The sequence below is a fragment of the Vreelandella sp. EE27 genome (genome assembly GCF_968206495.1).
In genome coordinates this window covers 1,894,676-1,920,254 of record NZ_OZ309109.1, presented here as the reverse complement: position 1 = coordinate 1,920,254, position 25,579 = coordinate 1,894,676, and the positions used below count along the sequence as shown (strand labels likewise).

Annotated in this window: 22 protein-coding genes, 1 tRNA gene and 2 pseudogenes; 17 read left to right on the top strand and 8 right to left on the bottom strand. The window is 55.8% G+C overall.

Annotated elements, in window-relative coordinates; all coding sequences use genetic code 11:
* Positions 1 to 245: 245 nt before the first annotated feature.
* The 8 genes from ppa to purH all read left to right on the top strand — a co-directional run bounded on the left by ppa (position 246) and on the right by purH (position 8,970).
* Positions 246 to 776 (top strand): inorganic diphosphatase, encoded by a 531-nt coding sequence (ppa, locus tag ACWHVV_RS09210; RefSeq protein WP_447528774.1) that lies wholly within the window; start codon positions 246 to 248, stop codon positions 774 to 776.
* 213 nt (positions 777 to 989) lie between these two features.
* The gene (gene dsbD / locus ACWHVV_RS09205; RefSeq protein ID WP_447929133.1) at positions 990 to 2,837 is read left to right on the top strand and encodes a protein-disulfide reductase DsbD; all 1,848 of its coding nucleotides are present in this window, start codon (positions 990 to 992) and stop codon (positions 2,835 to 2,837) included.
* 230 nt (positions 2,838 to 3,067) lie between these two features.
* Positions 3,068 to 3,541 (top strand): acetyl-CoA carboxylase biotin carboxyl carrier protein, encoded by a 474-nt coding sequence (gene accB / locus ACWHVV_RS09200; protein ID WP_447528773.1) that lies wholly within the window; start codon positions 3,068 to 3,070, stop codon positions 3,539 to 3,541.
* 30 nt (positions 3,542 to 3,571) lie between these two features.
* A complete protein-coding gene (gene accC / locus ACWHVV_RS09195) occupies positions 3,572 to 4,912 on the top strand; it encodes an acetyl-CoA carboxylase biotin carboxylase subunit (protein WP_447929056.1) in 1,341 nt (446 codons plus the stop codon).
* 81 nt (positions 4,913 to 4,993) lie between these two features.
* Complete coding sequence (prmA, locus tag ACWHVV_RS09190; protein WP_447929055.1) at positions 4,994 to 5,905, top strand: 50S ribosomal protein L11 methyltransferase; 912 nt, start codon at positions 4,994 to 4,996, stop codon at positions 5,903 to 5,905.
* 88 nt (positions 5,906 to 5,993) lie between these two features.
* On the top strand, positions 5,994 to 7,034 hold the full coding sequence (gene dusB, locus ACWHVV_RS09185) for a tRNA dihydrouridine synthase DusB (protein WP_447929054.1): 1,041 nt from the start codon (positions 5,994 to 5,996) through the stop codon (positions 7,032 to 7,034).
* Between the two features lie 14 nt (positions 7,035 to 7,048).
* A complete protein-coding gene (gene fis, locus ACWHVV_RS09180; protein ID WP_447929132.1) occupies positions 7,049 to 7,345 on the top strand; it encodes a DNA-binding transcriptional regulator Fis in 297 nt (98 codons plus the stop codon).
* Between the two features lie 44 nt (positions 7,346 to 7,389).
* Positions 7,390 to 8,970 carry a bifunctional phosphoribosylaminoimidazolecarboxamide formyltransferase/IMP cyclohydrolase gene (gene purH, locus ACWHVV_RS09175; RefSeq protein ID WP_447929053.1) on the top strand — a complete coding sequence of 527 codons (1,581 nt, stop codon included), beginning with the start codon at positions 7,390 to 7,392 and terminating at the stop codon, positions 8,968 to 8,970.
* Between the two features lie 104 nt (positions 8,971 to 9,074).
* Here the strand turns inward: purH and ACWHVV_RS09170 are convergent, their stop codons facing one another.
* From ACWHVV_RS09170 to ACWHVV_RS09155, 4 genes are all read right to left on the bottom strand, one after another.
* Entirely contained in the window at positions 9,075 to 10,535 is a 1,461-nt protein-coding gene (locus ACWHVV_RS09170) for an NAD-dependent succinate-semialdehyde dehydrogenase (protein ID WP_447929052.1), read from the bottom strand.
* Between the two features lie 123 nt (positions 10,536 to 10,658).
* Positions 10,659 to 11,210 carry a GTP cyclohydrolase I FolE gene (folE, locus tag ACWHVV_RS09165; RefSeq protein ID WP_447528767.1) on the bottom strand — a complete coding sequence of 184 codons (552 nt, stop codon included), beginning with the start codon at positions 11,208 to 11,210 and terminating at the stop codon, positions 10,659 to 10,661.
* 318 nt (positions 11,211 to 11,528) lie between these two features.
* Positions 11,529 to 12,515, bottom strand: a complete 987-nt coding sequence (locus ACWHVV_RS09160; RefSeq protein ID WP_447929051.1) for a serine/threonine protein kinase — start codon at positions 12,513 to 12,515, stop codon at positions 11,529 to 11,531.
* A gap of 28 nt (positions 12,516 to 12,543) precedes the next feature.
* Complete coding sequence (locus ACWHVV_RS09155) at positions 12,544 to 13,263, bottom strand: ComF family protein (protein WP_447929050.1); 720 nt, start codon at positions 13,261 to 13,263, stop codon at positions 12,544 to 12,546.
* An 84-nt stretch (positions 13,264 to 13,347) separates the two neighbouring features.
* Between ACWHVV_RS09155 and ACWHVV_RS09150 the strand changes: the two genes are divergently transcribed.
* From ACWHVV_RS09150 to ACWHVV_RS09135, 4 genes and pseudogenes are all read left to right on the top strand, one after another.
* Positions 13,348 to 13,432 (top strand) — tRNA-Leu (locus ACWHVV_RS09150).
* Positions 13,433 to 13,608: 176 nt separating this feature from the next.
* Positions 13,609 to 13,977: a DUF2513 domain-containing protein gene (locus ACWHVV_RS09145; protein WP_447929049.1), complete on the top strand. Its 369-nt coding sequence runs from the start codon at positions 13,609 to 13,611 to the stop codon at positions 13,975 to 13,977.
* Between the two features lie 164 nt (positions 13,978 to 14,141).
* Positions 14,142 to 15,218, top strand: a pseudogene (locus tag ACWHVV_RS09140) (IS3 family transposase).
* Between the two features lie 142 nt (positions 15,219 to 15,360).
* The gene (locus ACWHVV_RS09135) at positions 15,361 to 15,717 is read left to right on the top strand and encodes a hypothetical protein (protein WP_447929048.1); all 357 of its coding nucleotides are present in this window, start codon (positions 15,361 to 15,363) and stop codon (positions 15,715 to 15,717) included.
* A 282-nt stretch (positions 15,718 to 15,999) separates the two neighbouring features.
* On the opposite strand, the pseudogene ACWHVV_RS09130 reads toward ACWHVV_RS09135, so the two are convergent.
* From ACWHVV_RS09130 to ACWHVV_RS09120, 3 genes and pseudogenes are all read right to left on the bottom strand, one after another.
* Positions 16,000 to 17,088, bottom strand: a pseudogene (locus ACWHVV_RS09130) (IS3 family transposase).
* Between the two features lie 234 nt (positions 17,089 to 17,322).
* Positions 17,323 to 18,081 (bottom strand): retron Ec48 family effector membrane protein, encoded by a 759-nt coding sequence (locus tag ACWHVV_RS09125; RefSeq protein WP_447929047.1) that lies wholly within the window; start codon positions 18,079 to 18,081, stop codon positions 17,323 to 17,325.
* A 15-nt stretch (positions 18,082 to 18,096) separates the two neighbouring features.
* Entirely contained in the window at positions 18,097 to 19,296 is a 1,200-nt protein-coding gene (locus ACWHVV_RS09120) for a reverse transcriptase family protein (protein ID WP_447929046.1), read from the bottom strand.
* 884 nt (positions 19,297 to 20,180) lie between these two features.
* Here ACWHVV_RS09120 and ACWHVV_RS09115 point away from each other — a divergent pair.
* Together ACWHVV_RS09115 and ACWHVV_RS09110 are read left to right on the top strand one after the other, a co-directional pair.
* Positions 20,181 to 20,810: a hypothetical protein gene (locus tag ACWHVV_RS09115; protein ID WP_447929045.1), complete on the top strand. Its 630-nt coding sequence runs from the start codon at positions 20,181 to 20,183 to the stop codon at positions 20,808 to 20,810.
* Positions 20,811 to 20,889: 79 nt separating this feature from the next.
* Entirely contained in the window at positions 20,890 to 21,882 is a 993-nt protein-coding gene (locus tag ACWHVV_RS09110; protein ID WP_447929044.1) for a hypothetical protein, read from the top strand.
* A gap of 15 nt (positions 21,883 to 21,897) precedes the next feature.
* Here ACWHVV_RS09110 and ACWHVV_RS09105 read toward each other — a convergent pair whose 3' ends face one another.
* The gene (locus ACWHVV_RS09105; protein ID WP_447929043.1) at positions 21,898 to 22,659 is read right to left on the bottom strand and encodes an SDR family NAD(P)-dependent oxidoreductase; all 762 of its coding nucleotides are present in this window, start codon (positions 22,657 to 22,659) and stop codon (positions 21,898 to 21,900) included.
* Positions 22,660 to 22,785: 126 nt separating this feature from the next.
* On the opposite strand from ACWHVV_RS09105, the gene ACWHVV_RS09100 reads away from it, so the two are divergent.
* From ACWHVV_RS09100 to groL, 3 genes are all read left to right on the top strand, one after another.
* The gene (locus ACWHVV_RS09100) at positions 22,786 to 23,268 is read left to right on the top strand and encodes an FxsA family protein (protein WP_447929042.1); all 483 of its coding nucleotides are present in this window, start codon (positions 22,786 to 22,788) and stop codon (positions 23,266 to 23,268) included.
* Between the two features lie 236 nt (positions 23,269 to 23,504).
* Complete coding sequence (locus ACWHVV_RS09095) at positions 23,505 to 23,798, top strand: co-chaperone GroES (RefSeq protein ID WP_447528761.1); 294 nt, start codon at positions 23,505 to 23,507, stop codon at positions 23,796 to 23,798.
* A 59-nt stretch (positions 23,799 to 23,857) separates the two neighbouring features.
* On the top strand, positions 23,858 to 25,501 hold the full coding sequence (gene groL, locus ACWHVV_RS09090; protein WP_447929041.1) for a chaperonin GroEL: 1,644 nt from the start codon (positions 23,858 to 23,860) through the stop codon (positions 25,499 to 25,501).
* Positions 25,502 to 25,579: the final 78 nt, after the last annotated feature.

Genomic DNA, 25,579 nt, shown 5'->3' with positions numbered 1-25,579 from the left:
CGATAGGCGTTATCATACACGTTGCGTAAGCACAGCGATGCCCGCCAATGGTCGGTGATCGTCAACGCGGCTGGCCGCCTCGAGACGAATAACGCTTTTGCATTTCAAGTTAAAACCGGGGAAATTTAGCGCGGGGCCGACGTTGAATTGGTAATTCTGCGGTCTTATTCGTATAATTTGTCGCAATTGCGCAATACATCAATCGCTTAGACTCCGTACGTTAAAAGCCAAGCTAAGGACTCCAAATGAACTTCGACCACATCCCCGCTGGAAAGGATCTGCCCAACGATATTTATGTGGCGATCGAAATTCCGGCTAACCATGCCCCGATCAAGTACGAAATCGATAAAGACATGGGCGCACTGCTGGTTGACCGCTTCATGGCCACTCCGATGTTCTACCCGGCCAACTACGGCTTCATTCCCCACACCCTGGCCGACGACGGCGACCCCCTCGACGCACTGGTCGTGACGCCGCACCCCGTCGCGCCGGGTAGCATCATCCGCGCTCGTCCGGTGGGCATTCTCAACATGACCGACGAAGCCGGCGAAGACGCCAAGCTGGTTTGCGTACCGCACCCCAAGCTCAGCACGCTTTATGACGACATCCATGAAGTGACGGACCTGCCTGAGCTGCTTCGCCAGCAAATCGCGCACTTCTTCGAGAACTACAAGGATCTCGAAAAAGGCAAGTGGGTGAAAGTCGAGTCCTGGGAAGGCGTAGACGCCGCGCGTAAAGCCATCGAAAAATCCGTGTCCGCTTACCAGAAAGCATAAGCCACGCTTTTTTTGCCGCCTTAAAGGGCCGCCCAAGGGCGGCCCTTTTGTATGGAAAACGAATTTATTGAAAAAGTCGGCATCGAAGACGAATGCATGGAAAACCCGTGCACTCAAGGCGGGCCAGGCGCCGAGCGCGGCACGTCATCGCAGCCGCTACGCGCGTCCGCTCTGGTACGTTATGCTACGCGGGACGATTTTCAAGGACCTGCCGTGTTATTGATCAAGCGCTTACTCTTAACCTGTTTATTGGCTCTACCGCTGGCAGCCCAGGCCCAGTGGTTCTCGGATAGCAGCCAAAGTGATTTTCTCCCGGTACTCGAGGCGTTTCAAAGCCAGGCCTGGCACGACGGTGAGCGGGTTTACGTCGGGGTGGATATCAGCGAAGGCTACTACCTCTACCGCCATCAGCTCGCCCTCGAGGCCTCCAATGAACAAGCGCTGCTGGACGCGCCGGTCATTCCCCAGGGCCGCTTGATTACCGACGAATTCATGGGCGAAGCCTACGTTTTCAGGGACCAGCTGGTATTCGAAGCGCCCTTTACCACCGCTCAAAACGGCCCGATTACCCTCGAGTTCCGCTTTCAGGGCTGCGCCGACGCCGGACTGTGTTACCCACCAGAGCAGATTACCCTGGAGGCCGCCCAAACGTCTCCGCCCGCCGCTTTTGCAGACTGGCAAAGCGAGGCACAAGAAGCACCAGCGGCCACGACCGCGGAGGGCGCCGCCTCATTAAGCGCGCCGCAAAGCGAAGATGGGCGCTTCAGCGCGCTGATTAGCGAAACGAGCCTGCCCGTCGCGCTCGGGCTGTTTTTGTTGGCGGGCATCGGGCTGACCTTTACGCCCTGCGTATTGCCGATGCTGCCCATACTCTCGTCGATCATCGTGGGACAAAACCCCACGCGGCCGCGGGCCTTCGTGCTCTCCTCGAGCTACGTGCTGGGCATGGCCGCCACCTACGCCGTGGTCGGCATACTGATGGGCCTGTTCGGCGCCGGGCTCAACCTGCAGGCACGGCTACAGTCGGCGCCGGTATTGATCGGCTTTGCGATTCTTTTTGGCCTGTTCGGCTTGGCCATGCTGGGGGCGTTCGACCTGCGCCTTTCGCCGCGCCTTGCTCAGCAGGTAGAGCGCTGGCAAACCCGCGCTCAGCAAAGTGGCCCCGCGGGGCTGGCGCTGGCCGGGGCATTGTCGGTATTGGTGGTGTCGCCCTGCGTGACCGCGCCGCTGGCCGGCGCTTTAGTGTTCATCTCGACCACGGGCGATGCCTTGATGGGTGGCGCGGTGCTGTTTGCTTTAGGGCTAGGCATGGGTTTGCCGCTCTTACTGGTGGGCACGTTCGGCACGACCCTGCTGCCGCGCTCCGGGGCGTGGATGAACGGCGTCAAAGTGGCCTTCGGGCTGCTGCTCTTTGGCGTGGCTATCTGGATGATCGAGCGTCTGATCGACCCGGCGATGGCGCTTTTGCTCTGGGCTGCCCTGGCAATCAGTACCGGGTTGACGCTTGGCGCGCTGACCCCTCACCCGGCAAGCGGCTTTGCCCGCGCGCGTCAGACCCTTGCCCTGATGCTGCTGGCCTGGGGGGTGGCGCTGGTCTTCGGCGCCGCTCAAGGCAGTCACGATCCGCTGCGCCCGCTGGGCGGCTTTGGCTCATCGACCGCTTCATCCCAGCGGGCCGAGGCGCCCGCTTTCACTACGGTGGCGGGACTCGAGGAGCTGCAAAGTGCTCTGGAACAAAGCGGTGATACCCTTGCATTCGTACACTTTACCGCGGACTGGTGTATCGCCTGCAAGGTGATGGAGCGCAACGTCTACCCGGACCCGCGCGTGGTAAGCGAGCTCGAAGATTTGACGCTGATCGAGGTCGATGTCACCGAGACCACACCGCAAACCCGGGCGGCGCTGGAGGCGTTCGATCTATTCGGCCCGCCGAGCCTTTTGTTTTTCGACGCAGGCGAAGAGATTCGCCAGGCCCGCGTTCAGGGCGATATCAGCGCCGACGCCCTCGCAAAGCACCTCGCCTCGCTCAAACGCTTTCAGCAAGATGGCCGGGGCGCTTAGTAGCCGCTTACTGCGCCCATGAGGGCTTTGAGGCCCCCGCGCTGGACAATAGGGGTGTTTTTCGGCAAACTCCGCCCCCATATCGGTCAAATACGCGCTTTTAAGGCTGTCCGGCAGACATCGTTCGTTAACGTGCAGCCTTTTGACTCTTTTATCATTTGGTTTACTGCGCTTTTAAACGTGCGTTTCAAGGCACGCGCACCATTATTCACCAGCATAGGGCCCCCGTTATGGATATTCGCAAGGTTAAAAAACTCATCGAGCTGCTCGAAGAATCCAACATCAGCGAAATCGAGATTCAGGAAGGCGAAGAGTCGGTCCGCATCAGCCGTCACCCGGATGGCGCCAGCTGGCAGCCTCAGCAGATGCCGCAATACGGCTACCCGGGCTACCCACAGCCGGCACCGGCACCCGCGGCTCAGCCCTCCAGCACCGATACCGCCCCGGACGCCCCGGCGACCAGCTACCGCGGTGAAGCGGTCAACTCGCCCATGGTCGGCACCTTCTACCGTAGCCCGGCGCCGGGTGCGAAGGCCTTTGTCGAAGTAGGTGATACCGTCAAGCAAGGCGACACGGTATGTATCGTCGAAGCCATGAAAATGATGAACCAGATCGAAGCCGATCGCGACGGCGTGGTAGAGGCTATCCTGGTGGAAGACGGAGAGCCGGTGGAATTCGATCAGCCCATGATCGTCATCGCTTAATCTTTCATTTCAATACGGGTGGATTCTCCCATGCTGGATAAGGTACTTATCGCGAATCGCGGCGAGATTGCCCTGCGTATTCTTCGCGCCTGTAAAGAGCTAGGGATCAAGACCGTAGCGGTGCACTCCAAGGCCGACCGGGACCTGATGCACGTACGCCTGGCCGACGAAGCGGTATGCATTGGGCCGGCAGCCTCGAGCCAGTCCTATCTCAACATCCCCGCGCTGATTAGCGCCGCCGAAGTGACCGACTCGAGCGCCATACACCCCGGCTACGGCTTTTTATCCGAAAACGCCAACTTCGCCGAACAGGTCGAGCGCTCCGGGTTTACCTTCATTGGGCCCCGCGCCGAGACCATTCGCCTGATGGGCGACAAGGTCAGCGCCATCGAGTCGATGAAAGAAGCCGGCGTTCCGACCGTGCCCGGCTCCGACGGGCCGCTGGGTGACGACGACGCCACCAATCTGGCCACGGCGAACCGCATCGGCTACCCGGTCATCATCAAGGCCGCCGCCGGCGGTGGTGGCCGCGGTATGCGCGTGGTGCACACCGAAGGCCACCTGCTCTCGGCGATTACCGTGACCCGCACCGAAGCCCACGCCGCTTTTGGTGATGGCACGGTGTACATGGAAAAATTCCTGGAAAAGCCGCGCCACGTGGAAGTCCAGGTACTCGCCGACGGCCAGGGCAACGCCATCCACCTTTATGACCGCGACTGCTCCTTGCAGCGCCGCCATCAGAAGGTGCTGGAAGAAGCCCCGGCGCCGGGGATCGACCCGGACGCCCGCGCCAAAGTGCTGGAAGCGTGCCGCCAGGCGTGTCTGGAAATCAACTACCGTGGCGCCGGTACCTTCGAGTTTCTTTACGAAGACGGCGAATTCTTCTTTATCGAGATGAATACCCGGGTCCAGGTCGAGCACCCCGTGACCGAAATGGTCACCGGTGTCGATATCGTCAAGGAGCAGCTGCGTATCGCCTCGGGTTTGCCGCTGTCGATTCGCCAGGAAGACGTGCAGATCAATGGCCACTCCTTCGAGTGCCGGATCAACGCCGAAGACGCGCGTACTTTCATGCCCTCGCCGGGCAAGGTGACGCTCTATCACGCGCCGGGTGGGCTTGGCGTGCGCATGGACTCGCACATATACACGGGGTACAGCGTGCCGCCGCACTACGACTCCTTGATCGGCAAGTTGATCACCTGGGGCGCCAACCGCGAGACCGCTTTAACGCGTATGCGCAACGCCCTCGACGAGCTACTGGTCGAAGGGATCAAAACCAATATCGACCTGCAAAAAGATCTGGTACGGGATAGCTACTTCCGCCAGGGCGGCGTCAATATTCACTATCTCGAGAAAAAGCTGAGCAGCTAATCCACGCTTGCAATCGAGTCTGACGGGGTGGCCTGGCCACCCCGTTATCGTTTCCCCCGTTCATCATTTTCGGAGAGTGCCATGCCCTGGCTACAGCTTCGCGCCCACGTCGCCCCCGAGCAGGCGGAACTTCTCGAGGAACTGTTACTGGAAGAAGGCGCCACCGCCATCGGCCTGCAAGACGCCGAGGACGATCCGGTGTTCGAGCCCGACCGGGGCACTACCCCCCTCTGGCAAGACACCATTTTGACCGGCCTGTACGACGACCTGGAAGGCATCGACGCGATGCTTTCACGCATCGAGGCGGCCTGGGCCGAGCAGATGCCCGGCGAACCCTGCCCGAGTATCGAGTACGAGCTCTTGGCGGATCGTGACTGGGAGCGCGAGTGGATGGACGACTTCGCCCCGCTACAAATGGGCGAGCGGCTCTGGATCGTGCCCAGCTGGCATACGCCACCCCACGTTGATGCGGTCAACCTGATCCTCGACCCGGGCCTGGCGTTTGGTACCGGCACCCACGCCACCACCGCGCTTTGTCTCGAGTGGCTCGACGGCCTGGCGGTCGAAGGCAGTCTCGAGGGTAAAACCGTACTGGATGTGGGCTGTGGCTCGGGCATTCTTGCCATCGCCGCACTCAAGCTGGGCGCCGATAGAGCCGATGCCACCGACATCGACCCCCAGGCGCTGCAGGCCAGCCGCGAAAACGCCGAGCGTAATCAGGTGGCTGAAGAGCGGCTATCGCTTTACTACCCGGAGCAGCTCGAAGGCGGCGACTACCCGATCGTGACCGCCAACATCCTGGCCGGGCCGTTGATCGAACTGGCCGGCACCATCGCCGGCCACGTGGCCGCGGGCGGCCATATCGCGCTTTCCGGCATTCTGGCCAACCAGGCCGACGAGGTCATTAAAGCCTACGAAGCCCAGGGGCTTGTCATCGACGAGCCGGCGGTACGCGAAGGCTGGGTGCGCCTGACCGGCAAGCGGCCGGTATAATTGCCGCAGGGCCTTCACCCTGTTAGCGGGTAGGCGTATCATACGCCCCTTTAACGCGCCCACCCGCTCGCCCAACGCTTGAATCATCATGACATTATCGACCCTTAAGCTTCCTGACATTGGGCCTTACCCCCTTCATGGCCCGGTAATGCTGGCCCCCATGGCCGGCGTGACCGACCGGCCGTTTCGCAGGCTTTGCCGCCGCCTTGGCGCAGGCTGGGTAGTGGGCGAAATGGTAACCTCCGACCCTTCGCTTTGGCGCACCCGCAAATCTCAGCTGCGCATGGACCATACCGGCGAGCCCTCGCCCAGGGTGGTGCAAATCGCCGGCGGTGACGCCGCGATGCTCGCCAACGCCGCCCGGCTCAACGCTGAGCTTGGCGCCCAGGTGATCGATATCAATATGGGCTGCCCGGCCAAGAAGGTGTGCAATAAAGCGGCGGGCTCGGCGTTGATGCGCGACGAAGCGCTGGTGGCCGAGATACTGGACACGGTGGTGCGCGCGGTGGATATCCCCGTGACGCTTAAAATCCGTACCGGCTGGTGTCAGGACTCCAACAACGCGCTGAGCATCGCAAGGCTTGCCGAGTCCGCCGGAATCCAGGCATTGGCGATACATGGAAGACACCGGGAACAGCGCTATACTGGTTGTGCCGAGTACGACACCATCGCCGAGGTCGCCTCTCATCTGTCGATTCCAGTGATCGCCAACGGCGATATCACCACCCCCGAGAAGGCCGCTTTCGTGCTCGATTACACCGGGGCGGATGCGCTCATGGTAGGTCGAGGCGCCCAGGGCAACCCCTGGATATTCGAACAGATCAATCACTACCTGGCCCACGGTGAACGCCTTGCACCACCTTCGCTGGCCACGCGTCGCATCGTGCTCGACGAGCACATCGCCGCTCTGCATGCGTTTTACGGTGACACCATGGGCGCGCGCATTGCGCGCAAACATCTGGGCTGGTATCTCGACGAGGACACGCGCTTCGACGAGGCCCAACGCAAGTCATTAAAACAACAATTCAATGCGCTCAGCACCCCTCAGGCACAGTTTGAATGGATCAACGAGGCGATGACGCCTGACGCCGCGGCGCACCTGCTAGCAAAAGGAAGCCATGCTGCATGAACGAACGTTTTATAATGAATAGCGAAGTGACTTCTCTCGGTGCCCAGAGCCCGGACCCGCAAGCGGGCCCTCAACCCTTGAGAGAAGCCGTGGAAAGCGCGATGCGCCGTTACTTCGAGCATCTCGATGGCAGTCAGGCCACTGACCTTTATGCCATGGTGATGGCCGAAGTAGAGGCACCGCTTCTTGCCTGCGTGATGGACCACACCGACGGCAACCAGACGCGAGCCGCCGACGTGCTGGGACTCAACCGAGGCACACTGCGCAAGAAGCTTAAGCAGTACAGCCTAATCGAAAGTGACGCCCCTTAAATGGGGCGTTGTCGTTTTTAATCCCTGACTCTTACGAGCATCCAATGGCAGATAGCACCCACACTCCCGTTCGCCGCGCCCTCCTGAGCGTTTCTGACAAAACCGGTATCGTCGACTTCGCCCGCGGGCTGAGCGAGCAAGGCGTTGCCCTGCTCTCGACGGGCGGTACGTTTCGTCTACTCAAGGAAAACGCCATCGAGGTGCAGGAAGTATCCGAGCATACCGGCTTTCCGGAAATCATGGATGGCCGAGTCAAAACGCTGCATCCCAAAATCCATGGCGGCATTCTGGCGCGTCGGGGCCAGGACGATGCGGTCATGGCGGAAAACGATATCGACCCCATCGATATGGTGGTGGTGAATCTCTACCCCTTCGCGGCTACCGTGGCCAAGGACGACTGCACCCTTGAAGACGCTATCGAAAACATCGATATCGGCGGCCCGACCATGGTGCGCGCTTGCGCCAAGAACCACGCCTACACCACCATCGTCGTCAACACCAGCGACTACGCCCGGGTGCTGGGTGAGATGGCCGCTCAGAATGGCGCCGTGAGCCAAGCGACCCGCTTCGATCTGGCGGTCAAGGCTTTCGAGCACACCGCCGGCTACGACGGTGCGATCGCCAACTACCTCGGCCGCCAGGTCAGCGAAAGCGACGCTACTTTCGCGCGCACCTTCAACCTGCAACTGAACAAAAAGCAGGACATGCGCTACGGCGAAAACCCGCACCAGCAGGCGGCGTTCTACGTCGACCCGAACGCTTGTGAACCAAGCGTCGCTACGGCCAAAATCCGCCAGGGCAAGCCGCTCTCTTACAATAATGTGGCCGATACCGACGCGGCGTTCGAAGCCGTCAAGGCCTTCGATGAAACGGCGTGCGTGATCGTCAAGCACGCCAATCCTTGCGGCGTGGCCACCGCCGCCACGGCCCTGCAAGCCTACGACAAGGCCTTCGCCACCGACCCAACCAGCGCCTTTGGCGGTATCATCGCCTTCAACGTAGCGCTTGACGGCGACACCGCCCGCGCCATCGTGGAGCGCCAGTTCGTCGAAGTCATCATCGCCCCCGGCGTCAGCGACGAAGCCGCCGCCATCGTGGCCGAGAAAAAGAACGTACGCCTGCTGGAAACCGCTGCCCTAGAGGGCCGGAACATAAAAGCCGCGCTGGACTACAAGCGCGTCAACGGCGGCCTATTGGTGCAGGAGCTCGACCAGGGCGCGGTCACCCGGGACGAGCTCACCGTGGTCAGCAAACGCGCGCCCTCCGAGCAAGAGCTGGGTGATCTCCTGTTTGCCTGGCGGGTCGCCAAGTTCGTCAAATCCAATGCGATCGTCTACGCCAGGGATGGCCAGACCATCGGCGTGGGTGCCGGTCAAATGAGCCGCGTCTATTCGGCGAAGATCGCCGGCATCAAGGCCTCGGACGAAGGCCTCACCGTGCCAGGCTCGGTCATGGCCTCGGACGCCTTCTTCCCCTTCCGCGACGGCATCGACGCCGCCGCTAAAGCGGGCATCACCGCGGTCATTCAGCCCGGTGGCTCCATGCGCGACCAGGAAGTGATCGACGCCGCCGACGAGGCGGATATCGCCATGGTCTTTACCGGCATGCGCCATTTCCGCCACTAAGTACGACGGGGCAAGAGCCGCCGCTCATTAGCCGAGCGGCTCACCCATTAAAAAGCCCGGGCATTTGCCCGGGCTTTTTACGCTGACCGCTATCGACCGATCGATTAGCTACCCAGGTCGATACACAGATACTTGGTCTCCAGGTACTCCTCGAGGCCCTGATGGCCACCTTCGCGGCCAAGACCGGAGGCCTTCACCCCGCCAAAGGGCGCGGCGGCGTTGGAGATCAGCCCGGTATTGATCCCCACCATGCCGTACTCCAGCGCCTCGGAGACACGCCATACCCGGGCCAGATCCTTCGAATAGAAGTAGGAGGCCAGACCGTACTGGGTATCGTTGGCCATCTCGATGGCGGTCTCTTCGTCATCGAAGGGGAACACCGCCGCCAGCGGGCCAAACGTCTCTTCGTGGGCGACCTTCATCTTGTCGTTGGCGAAGTTGATCAACGTCGGCGTGAAGAAGTTGCCGCCCAGCGGGTGCGGCTGGCCCCCCAACAGCAGCTCGGCGCCGTTATCCACGGCGTCCTGAACGTGCTCGCTGACCTTTTTGACCGCGTCTTCGTTAATCAAGGGGCCCACGTTGACATTGGCCTCGGTGCCGTCACCGACGTGCAGCTCGCTATTCATCGCCACGGCCAGCTTTTCGCAAAAGGCGTTGATCACGCTGGACTGCACCAAAAAGCGGTTGGTGCACACACAGGTTTGTCCGGCGTTGCGAAACTTGGCCGCCATCGCACCTTCGACGGCAGCGTCGAGATCCGCGTCTTCGAAGACGATAAAGGGCGCGTTGCCACCCAGCTCCAGGGAAATTTTCTGCACGTGCTGCGCGGCTTGCGCCATCAACTCGCGGCCGACTTCGGTGGAGCCGGTGAAGGTAATCTTGCGCACCTTGGGCGAGTCGGTCAGCGCTTTGGCGATTTCGGAAGCGCTGCCCGGCACGACGTTGAACACGCCGCGAGGGACGCCCGCACGCTCGGCCAAAAGCGCAAGCGCGGTGGCGGAAAACGGCGTTTGGCTGGCGGGTTTGACGACGATCGTGCAGCCTGCGGCCAGCGCCGCCCCGGCCTTGCGGGTGATCATCGCCGCCGGGAAGTTCCAGGGGGTGATCGCCCCGACCACGCCCACAGGTTGTTTGGTCACCAGGATACGCTGACTGGCTTTCGCCGCCGGGATGGTTTCCCCGTAAACCCGGCGCGCCTCTTCGGCGAACCAGCGAATGAAACTCGCCGCGTAGGCGATTTCGCCTTCGGCTTCCTTGACGGGTTTGCCCTGCTCGTGGGTCATCAGCACGGCCAGGTCGTGCTGATGCTCCATCATCAGGTCATACCACTTGAACAGCAAATCCGAGCGCTCCTGGGCGGTCAGCGCACGCCAGGCGGGCAGCGCGCGGTCCGCGGCGTCGATCGCCCGCTCGGTCTCCGCGCGGCCAAGGCGCGGCATGTCGCCCATGCTTTCGCCGGTAGCGGGGTTGATGACACTGATCTGCTCGCCGCTGTCGGCGGCGACCCAGCTACCGTCTATATAGGCAAACGGGCAGTACAGTTCGGTTTCCTTGAGCGCTTCCATGACAGTCTCCTGACCCGAAGGTCGTCGGTGATTTCCATGTTCGATTCATTTCAATCGTTTCATGCTAAGACGAATCTGCCCGTTTGACCAAATGTTTGCTTTCAGGTAGTGAAATTTCCTCGCTTAGTTCACCAGCGTCAAAAACTCCTGGCGCGTTGCCTGGCTGCTTCTAAAGCGACCCAGCATCACCGAGGTGGTCATACTCGAGTTCTGCTTCTCGACGCCGCGCATCATCATGCAAAGATGGCGCGCCTCGATCACCACGCCCACGCCTTTCGCGCCGGTCACTTCCTGCACCGTTTCAGCGATTTCGCGGGTCAGGTTCTCCTGGATCTGCATACGCCGGGCGTACATATCGACGATACGTGCGAACTTTGAAAGCCCCAGCACCTTGCCATCGGGCAGGTAGGCAATATGGCACTTGCCGATAAACGGCAGCAGGTGGTGTTCGCACATGGAGTAGAGCTCGATGTCCTTGACCAGCACCATCTCGTCGGTTTGCGACTCGAACACGGCGTTGTTGACGATCTCATCGAGCGAGGTTTTATAGCCCGCGTTCAAAAACTGCATCGCCTTGGCGGCGCGGGTGGGCGTATCCCGCAGCCCTTCCCGGTCCGGGTCCTCGCCCAGGGCGGTAATAATGTCGCGGTAGTTCTTTGCAATGTCATCGGTCATGACGAGCCTCATTCAACCTAACTGATGGGCGGCACGGGCTTTAGAACACACTTGCGGGTTCATCGATAGCGCGGGGATGCGTGCCGCCCCATGGCAAACTGCTTTCAGGCGCTTTTACGCCATAAGCCGCCAGGCCCATGAACGTTTGAATCATTAAAAGCGAAAAGTTAAAAGCGATGGAGTGCGCGCATTTTACCCTACCCGGGGCTTGGGTGGCAGGGTAAAACCGACCAAAAACCGTGGTTAAACATCCACATCCCGACATTCAAACGCCGCTGCCCTTGCCCGACCCAAGCGCCGCGCCTTAACGGGCGTCTTTCATGCAAGCCAGCGCGGCTCGCTTAGTTGAAGCAGTTGCTGCTCCAGTTGGCGAATGTGCTGGTCCCAATAGCCGCTTTCGGCCACCCAGGGAAACGCCCGGGGAAAAGCCGGGTCCTCCCAGCGCGACACCAGCCACGCCGTGTAGCGAATCAAGCGGTAGGCTCTTAGCGACTCGATCACGCCAAGCTGCTCGCGGGGAAAGGGCCTAACCTGCTCGTAACCTTCGATCATTTCACTCAACTGGGCTTGCCAGCTATCGGGCTCACCGGTGGGCAGCAGCATCCACAGGTCCTGAATGGCGGGCGCCATCAGGCAATCGTCGAAATCGACCAGGTGAAAGCGCTCGTCGCGGCCCAGAATATTACCCAGGTGGCAGTCGCCGTGGGTTCGTACCAGGGGTGTTTTGGCGACGCCAAGCCGCGCCAAGGCCGCAAGCGTTTTATCGATTACCTGGCAGTAGGCTCTTTGCTGGTGCTCGCCTAACCGGCCACTGGCCAGCACCCGCGCCTCGGCGTCCTTTATGTCTTTTTCGAAACAAAGCGTGTGGCGGTGCTCGAAGTTGCCCTTCGCGGCCTGCTCGTGCAGCTGGCCCAATAGCTCGCCTAGCGCGAAAAGATGCTCGGGATTATCGAGCTCCGGTGCCTGGCCCACGCACTGGGGGAATAGTGCAAAGCGAAATGGCTGGTCGCCATGCACGTAGGTGTGAAGCGAGCGGCCCTGGCCATCGCGCCAGGGGGCGCTGACCGGTACGCGGGCGGCCTCTAACTCGGCAAGAAAGTCGTGCTCTTCTTCGATCGCCGCCTCGCTCCAGCGCCCGGGGCGGTAAAACTTCACCACCCAGCGTTTTTGACCATCGTCCTGGAACATCAACACGCGGTTTTCGTAGCTATTGAGCGCAAAGGGCTCGGCGCCCGGATAGATGCCAACGGATTCGGCGGCGGACATCACCGCATCCGGGGAAAGCGCGCTAAATGCGTGGGCCATACGCAGCTCCTGCAAATCGCTCATTCTATCAGTTACTTCCCAGAGGTGTACGCGCCGGCGCCCAGAGATCGACCCGGCTTGCGCCGGCGCTTAGCGCCCTGCGCGCCAGCTCGTGCCCGGTGGCACCCGTCGTAACGACATCGTCGATAACGGTTACGTGGGGCGGAAGCTTTGGGGGAAGCCTGTAGGCGCCCTTTAAATTGGCCGCGCGCTGCTTACGGTTGAGCGTGCGTTGCGAGGGCAGATTTTTAATGCACTCACCGGTGAGCAAGGGCCGCCCCAAACGCCTGGCGAGCTGCTGGGCAAGCCAGTGTGCCTGGTTGAAGCCGCGCTCGCGCGCTTTAGCCGGGTGCATAGGCACGCCGATGAGCGCATCGCCCACCGCCGCCGGTGGGCGCGTCAGCATCAGCTCCACCAACAGCATGCCCGCCCGGGGCGAGGCGTGAAACTTAAAATCGCGCACGAGCTCTTTAACGCTTGCCAGGTAGAGAAACTCGGCGGTGGTCGCGGTGAACGCGGGCGGCTCGACCAGGCAGTGGCCGCAAAGCGCGTTTTCAGTGCCGGCATAAGAAGATGGCAGCGGCTCCTTACACCGGGGGCAGGCGCAGGTGTTAAGCGCAAGCAGTGAATAGCATTCGTCGCACCACCCTTCTACTCCAGCCTGAGGCGACAAACAGAAAGCGCAGTACCCCGGCAGCGCCTTTTTAAACGCCGCGTTGGCTGCCCTGCCCCACTGCATTAACCCCATGGCAATCTCACCTGTTCGGTACTAATTTCTTCTGGCAGCTTATTGACTTAGCGCCAAATATTGATAATATACGCCTCGTCTTCTGCGGATGTGGTGGAATTGGTAGACACGCTAGATTTAGGTTCTAGTGCCGTAAGGTGTGGGAGTTCGAGTCTCCCCATCCGCACCAATTACTTTTTTATTTTTCAATATCATATATTCATCCTTTCCCATAGATTGTCTCCTAACGACCTATATATGTCATAATTTGGTCGCTTTCCTAGTCAGCTTTTCTTATCCAGTGTCCCAAATATATCGTCAAAAAGCTAAGCTCTCTTTTGTTTTTAACAATTTAGGGCGTACGCTATGAAGCGCGATATGAATTTGGTTCGAGCAATACTGTTAGATGCTACTAGCCAAGAAAACGGGTATGTTAAAGAATCGCCTAATATTGATGACTATACTCCCGATCAAGTAGCGCACCACGTGTATTTAATGTGGAAAGCAGGTCTAGTAGAAGCAGCAGACACTTCAGATAGCGAAAGCCCCAGCCCTCAAGCTCTGCTGCTATCCGTGACTTGGCAAGGTCATGAGTTCATTGATGCGGCTCGGAGTGAAACAGTTTGGAATAAAGCCATGGGCAAGGTTTCCAATGCTGGAGGCTCTATGACTATAGGGATTATCAAGGATCTGCTGGTTCATACGGCCCGACAGCAATTTGGATTGGAGAGTTAAGCTCTTAGACTCGGGTTCAATTCTCGCCACCTCCACCATGCACGCCTACAAATCAAACACCTACGGGTGCCTTTTTTGTGCCTATGACCTGTGACCTTTCCCCGAAGTTAACACCATGCACTCGATGAGATTTCCAGCTAATCTTGATCAACGGAGATCTCATTATGAAAAAGACACGCTACACCGAAGAGCAGATCATTGGCGCTATCAAGGAGCACGAGGTGGGTGCCAAAGTGGACGACCTGTGCCGCAGGCTGGGTATTTCCAACGGTACCTTCTATAACTGACGCAGCAAGTACGCCGGCCTGGAAGTAAGTGAGGCGAAGCGCTTGCGAGAGCTTGAAATGGAAAACAACAAGCTGAAAAAGCTTCTCGCTGACAAGCTGCTGGAAGCCGAAGCCATGAAGGATGTGCTGTCAAAAAAGTGGTAACGCCTACAGCCCGGAAAGCGGTTGTTCGATATCTGGTCAATGGCCACCAGATCAGTGAGCGCTCCGCCTGCCAACTTGTAGGCATTTCCCGAACGGCGTATCGGTATCCGGCTCAGAGTAACCCGGACGGCGTGTTGAGAGTGCGCCTCAAGGAACTGGCTGCACAGCAGTCTGCCCATGGTAATTTGTTGTTGCACGCGCTGTTGAAAGCGGAAGGCCTGGTCATTAACCGAAGGCGTACCTATCGAATTTATACCGAAGAAGGCCTGCAAGTACGCACCAAACGGCGCAAAAAGCTGCATCGTCCACGGCAGTGCCTGGATGTGCCAGCCAGGGTCAACGAACGGTCGTCAATGAACTTGGTCTCTGATCAGCTAGCTAAGGCGGCGCTTTCGAGTACTGAATGTGGTGGACGACTTCTCACGAGAAATGGTGGGGCAGTTGATCTCTGTATCGATTAGTGGACGACAGGTAGCCCGGTTTCTGGAGCAGCTGTGCGAGGCAAGAGATAAGCCGCACAAGATTATTTGCGACAATAATACCGAGTTTACAAGCAAGGCGATGTTCTTTTGGAGCAAGGAAGCGACGGTGTCATTGGGCTTTATCTAGCCGGGCAAGCCTACTCAAAATGCCTTTGTGGAGAGCTTAAACGGCAAGTTCCGAAACGAATGTCTGAATCGTCACTGGTTCAGGACAATAGATGAGGCAAGAGCAGAGATAGCGGCGTGGCGAGACTATTACAATCACGTTCGCCCTCACAGCTCACTCAATTATCTGCCGCCCACTGAATATGCCCACAGGGCGGCATAATGCGGAAAATCTCATTGAATCAGCGGTACTAATCCAGGGGAAAGGTCAAACCCAATTTCCTCCTCCTTTTGGCCACAGTTACAGTCGAACGCGATACACTGGATGCATATCAGGTTCGATTTCCGTGCCAAGGGTAGTATTTATGAAAGAAAAAAAGCTTAGTAATAAAGGCATCGGTTTGATAGCTGGTCTTATCTCACTCACAGCTTCTCATGGAGCTCTTTCTGAAGATAATTTGACACCAATTGCGTGCCAGTTTGAACATCACCCTCTGATGCTTCTTATCAGTAGAGACGGAATGGGCGGGCAAAACAATACTCTACAGATTGGAGATAATGATCCTGTCCCTCTTTCGATTGGCTCAAGCCTCATGAATGCAGAGTTCCAAGGCCAAAGCTACGTGTTTTCGCTTCAAATCCCTGCAAACGTGACCGTTTCAGGTAGTAACTCTAACTCTTTAACCTACCACGGCACTTGCATCAGCTCGCCTCCTCGTTAATGCCATGGCTGATAGCATATCCCGGCCTAGGCGGCGGGTTTTGAATCCGTTTTGCAATTCTAGCGGGCCGCGCTTGCATAAAGCTTTGCCATAAAATCAAAACTTTCTATTTTTACCTTTCTTACACACAACACGTTACTTACATGCAGTGTGCGACCATTCATGACTTAAGAACTATGCTTTAAACTGGGTTACGGATCAATACTGATGGGGCTAGAATAGAAGGCCAAACGAAAGCATAAGGGTAATCCTCCCATTTTTAGAGGGCTTCAAAAGTAGACCTCAGGCCATCATGGCCAACTTCTGTTGAAGAGTAATTCCTCCGAGTCCCATATTGGGTCGTACGTGATTGTAGTGCCAGAGCCAGCGAGTAGCATAATCCTGGACTTCTTCGCTGCTGTCGAACAGATACTGTGCCAGCCAATCGTAACGCCCCGTGCGATTGTAGCGTTCGATATAGACATTCTTCTGGGGTTTGCCAAGCAGGAAAAACGCCAACATAATGCCTTCGTTTTCCGCCCAGTGCGCCAACTTGCCGCTGATGTATTCAGGGCCGTTATCACAACGAATAGAGCGCGGTTTGCCCCGCCACTCAATGATCTGCTCCAGTGATCGAATAACACGCTCTGCCGGAAGCGAGAAGTCTACTTCGATGCCAAGACCTTCGCGGTTAAAGTCATCAATCACATTCAGCAGCCGGTAGGTGCGACCATCGTTGAGCTGGTCGTGCATGAAGTCCATCGACCAACTGTCATTAATCATTGCCGGCACCACCAATGGCTTCGGCTTTTCACGAACCAGGCGTTTACTGGGTTTTATCCGCAGGTTCAGTTCCAGTTCCCGATAAATCCGGTAAACCCATTTGTGATTCTAGCCAAACCCCTTGACGTTTCTCAGGTGCAAAAAGCACAGGCCGAAGCCCCAATTTTGCTGGTTATGGGTCAATTGGATCAGCCAGTCAGCGATCTCGGCATACTCGCTGCTGAGCTTGGCCTGGTAGCGATAGCAGGTCTCGCTGATGCTGAACATCCAGTACAAGCCCGTCGAATACTGATGCGCTTCTCATTGAAGGCTTTCTGCGCCATCTCACGGCGTCGAGACGGCTTCACCACTTTTTTCGATGGCTTCCTTGAGGATGTCCCCTTTCAATCGTTCCTCAGCGTACATCTTCTTGAGCCGTCGGTTTTCATCCCCTAGCTCTTTCAGCCGTGCCATCATGGACGCATCCATGCAACCGAATTTAGCTCGCCACTTGTAGAAAGTCGCACCGCTGACGCCATGCCCACGACACAGATCTGGAACAGGTGCGCCGCCTTCGGCTTGCTTGAGAATTGACAGTATTTGGCTGTCGGAAAAACGTGATTTTTTCATGCAGAATCTCCCTGCGCTTAGCTTACGGAAAATTCTACTTTTGAACACTCTGGTTTTTCGGGGGAATTCCCCATCTATCTATGCCGAGCAATTGGAAGTAAAAACCGATAAAGTAATTTCAGACTCTAAACTCCGTTTCTACTGATAAAGGGGTTATGATAATGGGCATAACATCATCTAGAATATGTAAAATCAAGAACATCATCTAAATCGGCTGATTTATTAAAAACAATATCAACGATAAGTAGGTTTTGAAAACTTTTCAAAAGTAGTGCCTAATCTACAAAAAGAAGTATTAATGACCTCAATCAAAGATACCACCTCTTCTTCAACGCTCCAAAAATTAGCCCTTGGCAAAGGCTCTAAATAAATTCCAATATTACTTAGATTCGAGATCAATCTTTGTTGATGAATATTATAATCATAGTGTTTATAAGATGGACCCATAAATTCTTCATTAGACTTCAATATGCAACCATTAATCTCTCCTAACAACCTCATATATTCTTCTGAAGGCTTTATATCGCCAAAACTTGAGTTAGGATAAATAATATTATACCAATGAAGCGCATCAATGCTGCTTCGATTAACTCTAATTCTTTTACCAACTTCTATATCTAAATAATTTTGAAAAAGTGAAAGATAGGCTATATGGGAAGAAAACGCATTAGCATTTTTATTATGCATATAATTTTTACAAGCTAAACCAAATGACCCTAAGGCGAAAAGCCCTATTGAAGCTTTAAAACTCCACTCAATGATCAAGAAAGAAACATCAAAAAAAGAATAGAACTGCTTAAAACAATCATTAGATAAACAAAAACTTTGCTCGTATATGCGCTGAGATATCATAGTGATGAAGAATATAAAAACTGCCATACTTGAACCTATAAGAATAAATGCAGCACAAAACCTTAAAATATACCAGCTCTCTTCACCTTTAATACTTCCAACATTCAAAGAAACCCAAAAATTCTTAATAAAATTAAGCATATATCGACCTTAAGATTAGTGAGTATACTCTGACTTCAAACTCCTCAACTGAGTTCTTAATTGGGTAGCGACATTTCTAAAGTTTATTTTTATAATATTCAACCTTTGGTGCGCTCTATGATAACGTCTATGATATAAATATGTTGCTCTCTTGCTTTCATAGTCATGCCTTAAGCGTCGAATCATACTTTTTACGCGCTCAACATCATCTTCATGGGCTAAAGGCCTGACAACTTTTAGACGCTTTAACAGCACTGCATGCTTATTATGACCAACCCTTTTAAGCTTATTAACCCTACCTAAACATTTTGAAAAGGATCTTCTATAGACCCTCGTCGTTCTGTAGCCAGGTATTTTCGCTACCTTTTCAATTGATTGCACAGCAGCTCTTATATTTCTAACCTCCTTAGAAGGCAAACGCGGCTGCTCAAACCCGACTCTTAGGCCATGAACCATTAAAGGTGTAGATGATGCTCTTAATATTTCAGTTTTTTTATTATTCAAGGGCAAGTCTTTATCTGCCAACATCGAGCTTATTATACTCAAAGAATACTCGAAGTTTTGATCAATACGATTTGAAGAAACGGTGATATCATCAATGTATCGTGTGTAAGACAACCCTTTACGCTCTAGCCGTCTCACTAATTTAGGTTCTAAATCATAAAGGCACAAGCAAGCTAAATAGCCTGATGTAAGTGCACCTTGAGGCAGAACGCCTCTAAATGTACACAGTTCTGTTAAAGCATTTGAAACAGACTCCGGATAACATAAAAATTTGTTAAAAACGTCATATACTACTTCTTCATGCACATTGTCGTAGAATTCTTTAATATCAACCTTCAAAAGGCTCTTTTTCCCACAATGAACTTTTGCGCAGCTGATATAATCTCTTCTCACCTCATCATCCAAGCCTACATTTGTATTAGGAATAGAACCAAAAATATAATCAGGCCACTCAATAGTGTCTAAATCAGATAGAATTCTAGAATTAATCTTACGTTGAACTTGACGAATATACTTATGAGGATTTAAAGCTAAACGTATACCTCCATCAGATTTATCAACAGGAACTTTTTTGTACTTAACATCTTCATCTAGAGTGATGGCTCTCTCAAGTTGATCATAGCTAAGGCCTAAAGCTATAGCTAAATTTTCAACTGAAGCGATAGATTCCTGTGAAACTTTTTCGTAATTATATTTATTTAATGAAGGCACGACCTACCTATACTAAAAGGTTTACTAGAAAGCGTTGTTTGCGCTAGCAAAGCACTGGTAACTACCACATTCTAGCAAGTCGTGCCTACCGTCCAAAGGTGATCCAGGTTCGGATTTCAAGGTCCTTCCCCTCTCCCCTCGTACCTCAGTGAGGCGCCCTAAGGCATTTCCAGTGCAAGAAGAGCTAGCTGTCACAAACAAGCGGTACGCTTGTGTGCTTATAAAATTAACTTCGTAATCTTGAATAGTCAATTTTTTTGTGTGTTACGGATAGTCCGAAATCGAATTCATTGCATAATACTGCGGAAAAAGAGCTGTGTCAGCGCCGCCATTATTCCGCCATTCCATTAGGCTTCAACTGCCAAGAGCGACAACTGACTCGTCACTCCCTCATTTCAATGAAGCTTTCCGCCGGCGAATCGCTCGTCTGGGCCAGCAAAGCAAGTAAATGGAACATCGTAATGTGGTTTTACCGCACATACGTATGCGCAGTGGATACCCAACAACTCAACAGAGCTAGTTTCGCAAGCGGTCGAGATATTTGGCGGCGGCCAGGACTGAGGCAGAACAACTACTTAAGTTATTAAAAATAAAGATTTTTATAATCAAGTATTCCCCCCTTGCTACTCACTAGATTATCCCGTGTGACCGGATCGTGACTTGGCCAATTGACGGCTTAACGCACTTCTTCGACGCCCAGCCCTTGTTGCTCGTCTTTCAAATTCCGTTGCTCGCTCTCCAAACTAAAGTACCTTTTGGTGGCTGACAACTCGTCGCCTCTAATCCGCACAGCTTTTTATTACGCCTTACCCTGGGCTAATGACTTTTGGCGCCTGCCAGGCTAAATTAGCGCGCTACAAATGACTTCATTCAAGGGATCTGCCATGGAATGGCTCGATGAGAATGCGCAGGCAATTTCGGCGCTTACCAGCTCTTTAACGCTTTTTGTTTGGCTTTTTTACGCCCAACTGCTTTTTCACAGTTACTCCCGCCAGCGTCGCCCTCGCATCATCATCAACCGCGGTAAAGGTATCGGTACCGAAGCGCTTTGTCTGGTGAGCAACATGAGCACCGAATCGGTTTATCTTCAGCATGTCATTGCGGTCCTGCATACGGACAGCCACTCCTATGAGCTCGACGTAGTGGAATACCAGCAGCAAAGCGATGACGAAGGCGAAGATAGCTACCGCACCCACCAGGGACCGCTTACCTCCGGCAACAATATTCATATTCAAAGCTTTGGCTCGATCATCGAGCAGGTTCAAAAGTACTGGAACATCGATCAGCAAACCATCGAGCAGTCGAACCTTAAAATGGAAATACGCGTGATCGCCATTTACGGGCCGGAAGACAAGCCTTTTGGCGCCTCACGCTGTTTCGACCTGGACGTCAACGCCGAGCCAAACCGCCAGCTTATTCCTCAAGGCATCGATACCCAACGCATGACCAGCTACCGCCAGCGTAAAAAAGTGATCAAGTGGGCCGAAGAGGTCGAACTGCACAAGGCAAAATAACACCGTAAAACAACATAACACCGGCAAGACAGCTGACTTAGCGGCTGCCTGCCCGCATCATCATTCAGGGACGTTTTTCATGAAGTTAGTTATTGCCTCTCTTTGTATGGGCTCGTTCGTCGCTTTTTCGCTACCCGCCCATGCACAACAAGAGGAAGAGAGTGACTTGTCCGACTGGGCGACGGAGCGGGTAGAGCCCTTTCGCGCCAGTGTGGGTAACTGGGTCGACAATACCTCACGCAACGTGGACGCTTTTTTTGGGGGCGACCACTACACCGCCACCGCTGAAAACGACTCCTACCTGCGCCTTGGCCAGGAAATAGACTGGATGGAAGGTGAAGGCGTCGATGGCGATACCAGCATCCGCTACCGAATCGATCTACCCACTACCGAAGAGCGCCTGCGCCTGGTCATCGAGAGCGACCCGGACGAGAGCCAGGGCACGCTTGCCGAAGAGGGCTCGGGGCGGCTTTATAACGACCAGCGCGATCGCAGCAACTCGATACTCGGCCTTGACTGGCTCGAAAGCCGCGACAAACGTGAAAACTGGAGCAACCGGTTTGGCGCCGGTGTCCGGCTGCGCCTGCCCATCGACCCCTACGTGCGCTTCACCAGCGAACGCTTGTGGGATATAGGCGATGGGCCCTGGCAGCTCGAGTCATTCAACCGGCTCTCCTGGTTCAACAATTCCGGGTACAACGCCCGCACCCGCTGGGACATCGGCCGAGCGCTGAGCGAGCGCCGCCACCTTCGCTTTATCAGCACCGTGCAGTGGCGCGAAGAAGAAGACACTCTCGAGTACAGCGAAGTGGCCGAGCTCAACCACCGCATCAACGACCGCAGCGCGCTGCGCTACTCGGCGATTGCCATAGGCGAGAGCGTTTCGACCCCGCGCATGACCGATTACTACCTGCAAACCCGTTACCGCCGCGACCTGCACAAGGGTATTCTGTTTGCGGATGTGATTCCGGAGCTGCATTTTCAGCGCGATGTCAGCTACGACCCGCGCTGGGCGATGACGATGCGCCTGGAAATGTACTTCCAGCGCGAGATCAGCCGCGACTACTTTTAAGCCGACACGCGTGGGTTAAAGGCGCAAACCACCGTCGCACTCGATGATACGCGCGGTGAAGTAGTCGTTCTCGAAAATGAACGCCACGCTCTGGGCGATATGCGAAGGCTCGCCCAGCGCTTTCAGTGGCACACTTTCCGCGATGCGCTCGCGCATATCCGGGCGCATCGCCGCGGTCATTTCCGTCGAAACGAAGCCCGGCGCGACGGTTCCGGTACGAATACCATGGCGGGCAAGCTCTTTGCCCCAGGTGACGGTCAACGCGTGAATTCCTGCCTTGGCGGCAGCGTAGTTGCTCTGGCCCATGTTGCCCGCTTTGGAAATACTCGAAATATTGACGATGACCCCAGCGTGGCCCGCCTCGATCATCTGGGTGGCGGCTTCACGTCCGCAAAGAAACGCCCCGGTCAGGTTCACGTCGAGCACCCGCTGCCAGGCGTCAAGCGACATGCGTTTTTCGACCTTGCCCTCCTTGACCTTCACGAGCATCGCGTCGTCGGTGATACCCGCATTATTGATACACCCGCTGACAGGGCCGAGCGTACGCTTGATCGCCGCAAACCCCTCCTCGACCGAGCGTTCGTCTGCGACGTTCACCTCAAACGCGTTAGCCTGAATATCGCGCTCGGCCAGGCGTGCAACGGCCTCGCTCAGCGCCTGAGGTTGGGTATCCAGTAACGCAAGCCGAGCACCGCGGGCGCCCAGGTGTTCGGCGGCGGCAAACCCCAACCCGCGGGCGCCGCCGGTAATCGCGATGACTTTATGATCTACGTCCATTGCTCGTTCCCAGGTAAAAATTAATGATTGAGCGCGCGGCGCTTTTGCCCGTACTGCGCGCGAGGCTGCTTGTAATTGTAATTTTTGGCACCATAGAGGGTACTAACGTTAGTGCTGGAGGCAGCCATGCCCGTATTACTTTTCATATCGATCTTCACCCTACTCGATTTTGTCGTGCTTTTCTCGGTAGGCAGCCATATCGGCCTGCTCACCACGCTGGCTTTAGTGGTGCTCACCGGCTTTGTCGGCCTACACCTCATTCGCCGCGAAGGTATCTCGACACTGGCCCGGGCACGCGCGCGGATGCAGTCGGGTGAAATTCCCTCTTCAGAGATCTTCACCGGGGCGGCGTTGATCTTCGGCGGCGCCCTACTCATGGCCCCCGGTTTTTTATCCGATGCGCTCGGACTTGCCTGTTTGCTGCCCAACGCGCGGCAGCTGATGGTAAAGGCGCTGACCTGGTTTGGCTTGAAAACCACGCTCCATCAGTCGGGCCCGCGCCCACAAGAGCCGCCTCATACCGGCTGGAGTGATCAGCGCGGCGGCCAACGCGACTCCACCACCATCGAGGGCGAGTTCATTAGCCGTGAAGACGAAGGCCGCCGGTAGTGAGATCCGCCCCCGCGATCACGACTTAAGTCGAGGTCTTTAGGATAATTTTTTGGCTCCAGGCCCTTGAAAGGCAGGCGTAAGCCCCCACTTTTTGAATCAGCACAGACTTCGGCAAAAGCAGTGGCTTTTGCCTTCGACAGGAAGGCAGCAGGCCTTCACTTCTCGGGGCAAGACCGCGAGAATTCATTTAAAACGGCCCGTTGGGCTTTGACGATACTCAGGAGAACGAAAGCATGAATATCCGTCCCTTGCACGATCGCGTCGTAATTCGTCGCGTGGAAGAAGAACAGAAAACCGCTGGCGGCATCGTGCTACCGGGCAACGCCCAGGAAAAACCGACTCGTGGTGAAATCCTGGCCGTCGGTAATGGTCGCATTCTGGAAAACGGTGAAGTGCGCGCCCTGGACGTAAAAGTAGGCGATAACGTGATTTTCAAGGACGGCTTCGGCGTCGAGAAGCAAAAGATCGACGGTGAAGAAGTGCTGATCATGAGCGAAGCCGACATCCTGGCGGTCGTCGAAGGCTAATTCGACTGTCTCGACTATTTACTTTCATCTATTCACTTTCAATTTAGGAAGTAACGAACATGGCAGCTAAGCAAGTCAAGTTTTCCGATGATGCCCGCAAACGTATGGCACGTGGCGTTGATACGCTGGCCAACGCGGTAAAAGTCACGCTGGGCCCGAAAGGCCGTAACGTGGTACTCGACAAATCCTTCGGCGCACCGACCGTCACCAAAGATGGTGTTTCCGTTGCCAAGGAAATCGAACTGAAAGACAAGTTCGAAAACATGGGCGCACAAATGGTCAAGGAAGTTGCTTCCAAGACCTCTGACGCCGCCGGCGACGGTACCACCACCGCCACCGTTCTGGCCCAGGCGATCGTTGCCGAAGGCCTGAAGGGCGTGACCGCCGGCATGAACCCGATGGATCTCAAGCGCGGTATCGACCAGGCCGTCAACGCCGCCGTCAAAGAAATCCAGGCAATGGCCGTGCCCTGCACCGACACCAAGTCTATCGCTCAGGTCGGTACGATCTCTGCCAACGGCGACAAGCGCATTGGCGAAATCATCGCTGAAGCGATGGAAAAAGTCGGTAAAGAAGGCGTGATCACCGTCGATGAAGGCCGTGGTTTCGAAGACGAGCTGGAAGTGGTCGAAGGTATGCAGTTCGACCGTGGCTACCTCTCGCCCTACTTCGTCACCAACCAGGAAACCATGTCCGTCGAGCTCGAGGACCCCTACATCCTGCTCGTCGACAAGAAAGTTTCCAACATCCGCGAACTGCTGCCGGTACTCGAAGCCGTTGCCAAGCAAGGCAAGCCGCTGGCCATCATCGCTGAAGATATCGAAGGCGAAGCGCTGGCGACCCTGGTCGTCAACAACATGCGCGGTATCGTTAAAGTCGCCGCGACCAAGGCGCCTGGCTTTGGCGACCGTCGTAAGTCCATGCTGCAGGACATCGCGATCCTGACCAACGGCACCGTGATCTCTGAAGAAGTGGGCCTGACGCTCGAGCAAGCGAACCTGGATCATCTGGGTACCGCCAAGCGCATGACCATGTCCAAAGAGAACACCACCATCATCGATGGTGCCGGTCAGGAAAACGACATCGAAGCGCGGGTTAACCAGATTCGTGCCCAGATCGAAGAGACCTCTTCCGACTACGACAAAGAGAAGCTTCAGGAGCGTGTCGCGAAGCTGGCTGGCGGCGTTGCCGTCATCCGTGTGGGTGCGGCGACCGAAGTCGAAATGAAAGAGAAGAAAGCACGTGTCGAAGACGCGCTGCACTCTACTCGCGCCGCGGTCGAAGAAGGCGTCGTACCTGGCGGCGGTACCGCCCTGGTTCGCGTCATGGCCAAGGTACAGGGCCTGACCGGCGACAACGAAGACCAGAACCATGGCATCAACATGGCGCTGCGTGCCATGCAGTCGCCGCTGCGTCAAATCATCACCAACGCAGGTGAAGAGCCGGCGGTCGTGATCAACCGCGTTAAAGATGGCGAAGGCAACTTCGGCTACAACGCGCAAACCAGCGAGTACGGCGACCTGTTCGAAATGGGCGTACTCGACCCGGCGAAAGTCACGCGTACCGCGCTGCAGTCTGCCGGTTCCGTGGCGGGTCTGATGATCACCACCGAGTGCATGATCGCCGACGACCCGGACGAGAAAGAAGCTGCCTCGGATATGGGTGGCATGGGCGGAATGGGTGGCATGGGCGGCATGATGTAAGCCTTGCCCCACCGCTTTGACGTTTGACGTCGACAAGAACCCCGCCCTGTGCGGGGTTCTTGTCGTTTGGGGCCGCGA